Raw genomic sequence first — 3,969 nt, 5'->3', positions numbered from 1 at the left:
CTGGCGGGGCTTCCGGGCCCGTGTGGCGAGCCGCCCGCTGGGCGGCACCATCCGCGAGGACCACGGTCGCGAGGACCACGAGGAGTTCCCGGAGTCTGCCGACTGTTCTGAGGGGAGCCCATGCGCGCCGCGCTGGGAAGCCCTGCGCACCGCGCCGTGAAGCCCATGCGCGGCCGCGTCACCAGACACCCGCGGGCGGGAAGTGGCTCTTCCTAGGCGTCGGCCCCCGTCACCCCTGCCGCCCCTGCCTCCGCGTGCGCCGCAGCGGCCGTCTCCCACGGAGGCGGCGTCCGTGACTCCGTCCACGCGGCCAGGGCGTCGCCGTCGACGCAGACGATGTTGCAGGCGGTGGCGTACTCCGTCGCCGGAGCGGTGAAGGCGCTGGTGGTCACGACGACGGCCACATCGGCCTCGTGGACGGCGAAACAGGTGCCGCCGAAGCGCTGGAGGTCCTGCGAACCGACCCGGTTGCCTTCGCCGTAGCGCTTGCACTGGATGACCACGCGCAGGCCCTCCGCCGTCGTGGCGATCACATCGGCCCCCAAGTCCCCTGCCCCGCCCACTACTTCAACATGGGGGCAGCCGTCGCGGGCGCACAGCGCGGCGACCGTGTGCTCGAAGCCGTCGGCGTCCACCGCCGTGTGGTTCAGGGCGTCGGAGCCCACCTGGGGCAGGTCGGCCGCCTCCGGCAGGGCCTCCGGCTCGGCCGCCGACGGAGAGCGGGGTGACGGCGCGCCCACCAGCCCCACCGGCCCGCCCGGCCCGCGCGAGCCCGGCTCACGCGCGGGGAAGCGGCGTCTGACGGGAGCCACGCTCCACCGCGCCAGCGCCACCCCGGCGGCGAGGACGATCATCGTGACGATCGGCATCACCGGTATGCCGCCGCCCGCCACCGCGGCCGTCCTGACGAACACCGCCGACCCGCCCAGGCAGATTCCCAGCAGGCCCACCGCCAACACGACGTCACGCCCCACCGACGCCGCGCCTTCACCAGCCTCGCGCCGCCGCCCTCGCGATACCGTCATACGGCCCCCTCCTCACTCTTCCCGAGCTTCGCCCCCTCGGCGCGGCCCTCTCGCCACCCGAGACGGCCGATCACCGCCCGGCGACGGCCCACCCGGAACGTCTCCCCTCGTCTGATCGGGATCTTCGGATCCAAACGGGCCCGGTACGCCGGGACTTCCACCGGTCAGCGGCTGCGCCGAGTCCGGGCTCGGCCGCGCCGGGCGCGTCCCGCCACCGAGGGCGTCATCGGCGCGACCCTGGCCTACGTCGTGGCTTGGTGGCTTACGCACCCGCCTGTGATCTTTATGTCGTGATCTTGTCACGATCTGGCGAGCTCGCCCGGAGGGGCGATCAGGCCACATAAAGACGGCGTTAAGGTGACGTGCGCCTGCCAAGGCGCATGCCTGCTCAGTATTCTTTACTCTCTGTCAACGGGATTGAACGTGAAGCTTCGTCATGTCCGCGCAATAGCCGTCTTCGGTGTCGCCGTCGTCGCGCTCACCGGTGCCCGTGGCTCCCACGGCGCCAGCTGTGGCGGCAGCCACGGCTCCAGCTCCTCGCACTCCAGCAGCTCGGGCGGCTCCGGCTCCTCCAACAGCGGCACCACCGGCGGAGGTGACAGCAGCACCAGCGGCAGCTCCTCCGGCAACACCTCCGTTCCGGGCGGTTCGAACAGTGCCAACAAGGCCGAGCGTGACATCAAGATCGACAAATGCCGTCTGGACGACTCGGGCAAGAACCTGGTTGCCCGGCTCACCGTCACCAACACCGGCTCGTTGGGTTACACCTACAACATCACCATGAAGTTCGAGGGCGCGCCCGGGTCGAACACCGTCGCGGCCACGGCCAAGGTCGCCAGCCTGACGGTGAAGGCCGGCTCATCCCAGCAGGCCGAGGCCACCACGCCGTACACCGGCAAGGGCGACGGTAGCGAATACAAGGAGTGCGTCGTCTCCAGCGCGTCCAAGAGCGTCTCCTGACGTACACCGTCCTCCGGCGTGGCGCGGCAGCTCTCGCGCTGCCGAGCCGCACCGGGCGCGCCCGGGTCGCCCGGTGATGTCGAGACAGCCGACTGCTTCGTCTTCCTCACTCGCGCGAGCGAACGGCAGCGCGCAGGGCGTGTTTGGTGATCCAGTACGGCATTCGGCTCCACTCTGAGCGTTGGCCTTGCAGAATCACGGCCATGAGTGATTTGTCTTTTGACACCGTACTCTGCGACTTTGATGGCGTTTTGCGCCTGTGGGATCCGGATGGGATGACCGCACTCGATCGTGCGGCGGGATTGCCCGAGGGGACGCTGGCGTCTGCGGCGTTCCGCCCCGGCCTGTTGGACATGGCTGTCACCGGCGCGATCAGCGACGATCAGTGGCGAGGGCAGGTAGCGGAGGACCTGGCCGCGATCTGCGGATCGGCGGCTCGCGCTCAGGAACTCGTGGAGCGGTGGAGCGCCCTGACCGGCCGTGTTGACACTGACGTCCTGGACATTCTGTCCGAGGTCCGTAGGCGGGTGCCCGTGGTCCTGGTCTCCAATGCCACCACGAGACTGGAGTACGACCTCTCCCTGCTGGACTTGACCGACGCGTTCGACGCGGTGATCAACACCGCTCGTCTCGGAGTCGCCAAGCCCGACCAGCGCGTCTTCGAAGCCGCCGCCCAACGCGTGGGTGTGGGACTGCACCGATGCCTGTTCGTCGACGACACCCTCCGCCATGTCACGGCCGCCCAGGCTGCAGGACTGACCGGTCTCCACTACCAGCACATCGGTCAACTGCGCAGCGCCTTCGCGGTCACCGACTCCTAATTCCTTGCTAACGGGTCGTGGGAGCCAGGCTGCTGCTCCTGGTCCGTTCGCATGCCGGAGAAGGGCCCACCAGCCGCCCCTGGTCGAGGACGCGCTGGGCAGGCAAATGCTCGCTCTCCTGGGTCAGCTCACGGCCGTCTGCACCGCCGCGGACGAACCTCACCCGGCCTCGGGGAAGAAGTCAAGCATCACCCGGCGCTGGGTGAAGAACGACCGTCTCAACCATGCGGGATATCTCCGGGCTTTCGCGTACCTGACGGCCTCCATGGGAGCCAAAGCCCACTACCGGCGCCGACGCGACGAGCACTCCGACTGGCACGCCGCCACGCTCGTCGTGTTCCCCCTGCTTTGCCCGTACGGGGTGACAGGCAAGCGCACGCATGCAGCAGGTCCGGCCCGAGCGGGGTGAGCCGGGGCGTCTGCGGGTGGTCTTCCTCAGGAGCGAGGAGGTTCGCAACTCGCCCGTTGGCCGGACAGATTCGCCGACTCGCCCGCGCTGCGGTGAGCAGCCCGGCATCATGTGAGGCGGCGCCCGGGCTGTCGGCAGGCCCGCGATCGGACATGTGGTGGGAGCCGCCTGGACGGTGGGATCGCCGCTTGCCAAGCCGTGGAGCCGCCGGTCCTCACGCCAGACGGCAGAGCCTCGGGGGAGGGGTACGGCGGGTGAATTCAGGGGGGCATGGTGGATGAAATGGCGGCAGGGCTTGCCGTGACGGGCGCTACGACCCTTGTGACGCCCACGTCCAGCAGTGCCTGGGAGGCCGCCCGTACCGGTGTTGTGCAGCTGTTCCGGCGCGCGGGTACCGAGGAACACCAGTTGGTGGAGGCGCAGCTGGAGCAGGAGGCGTCTCTGGTGCAACGCGACGAGGATCCGGAGAGGGTGCGTCGGGATTTCCACGGCGGTCGGAAACGCAAACTGATCGATCTCCCGCGCGCGCATCCGGAAGTCGTGGGAGAGCTGCGGGACTTGGTGGCGAGCGTCCAAGCCCAGCTGCCACGGGAAGGGATGAGTGGTGCGGTGCAGTGGAACACCACCACCGGCAACGCTACGGGCAACTTCGTTCAGGGCGGGGATGCGCTAGTGCTGTGACCGCATAGGTTCACCGGGTTGCTCGTTGTGCTGGTTGGAAGCGGTGTCGCGTCCAACCAGGAGGGGAGGCGGG

4 protein-coding genes and 1 pseudogene are annotated in these 3,969 nt (G+C 69.3%); 4 read left to right on the top strand and 1 reads right to left on the bottom strand.

Translation table 11 applies throughout. From position 1 onward, the window contains the following. Window positions 1-212 precede the first annotated feature (212 nt). On the bottom strand, window positions 213-1,025 hold the full coding sequence (locus AB0D48_RS37285; protein ID WP_362407779.1) for a restriction endonuclease: 813 nt from the start codon (window positions 1,023-1,025) through the stop codon (window positions 213-215). Window positions 1,026-1,448: 423 nt separating this feature from the next. Here AB0D48_RS37285 and AB0D48_RS37280 point away from each other — a divergent pair, with 423 nt between their 5' ends. The 4 genes and pseudogenes from AB0D48_RS37280 (at window position 1,449) to AB0D48_RS37265 (ending at window position 3,896) form a co-directional block, all read left to right on the top strand. Further along, a complete protein-coding gene (locus AB0D48_RS37280; RefSeq protein WP_362407776.1) occupies window positions 1,449-1,985 on the top strand; it encodes a hypothetical protein in 537 nt (178 codons plus the stop codon). A gap of 203 nt (window positions 1,986-2,188) precedes the next feature. Next, window positions 2,189-2,806: an HAD-IA family hydrolase gene (locus AB0D48_RS37275; RefSeq protein ID WP_362407773.1), complete on the top strand. Its 618-nt coding sequence runs from the start codon at window positions 2,189-2,191 to the stop codon at window positions 2,804-2,806. 70 nt (window positions 2,807-2,876) lie between these two features. Then, window positions 2,877-3,131 (top strand): annotated as a pseudogene (locus AB0D48_RS37270) (IS110 family transposase); the annotation flags it as partial. A gap of 354 nt (window positions 3,132-3,485) precedes the next feature. Continuing rightward, window positions 3,486-3,896: a hypothetical protein gene (locus tag AB0D48_RS37265; protein WP_362407770.1), complete on the top strand. Its 411-nt coding sequence runs from the start codon at window positions 3,486-3,488 to the stop codon at window positions 3,894-3,896. Window positions 3,897-3,969: the final 73 nt, after the last annotated feature.

This window comes from Streptomyces sp. NPDC048269, from assembly GCF_040652395.1.
GTDB lineage: Bacteria > Actinomycetota > Actinomycetes > Streptomycetales > Streptomycetaceae > Streptomyces.
This window is presented reverse-complemented; position numbering and strand designations above follow the sequence as displayed.

Bases quoted from the DNA above. Each gene is read 5' to 3' on its own strand.
- AB0D48_RS37285 (WP_362407779.1), bottom strand. From the start codon at position 1,025: ATGACGGTATCGCGAGGGCGGCGGCGCGAGGCTGGTGAAGGCGCGGCG.
- AB0D48_RS37275 (WP_362407773.1), top strand. From the start codon at position 2,189: ATGAGTGATTTGTCTTTTGACACCGTACTCTGCGACTTTGATGGCGTT.
- AB0D48_RS37265 (WP_362407770.1), top strand. From the start codon at position 3,486: ATGGTGGATGAAATGGCGGCAGGGCTTGCCGTGACGGGCGCTACGACC.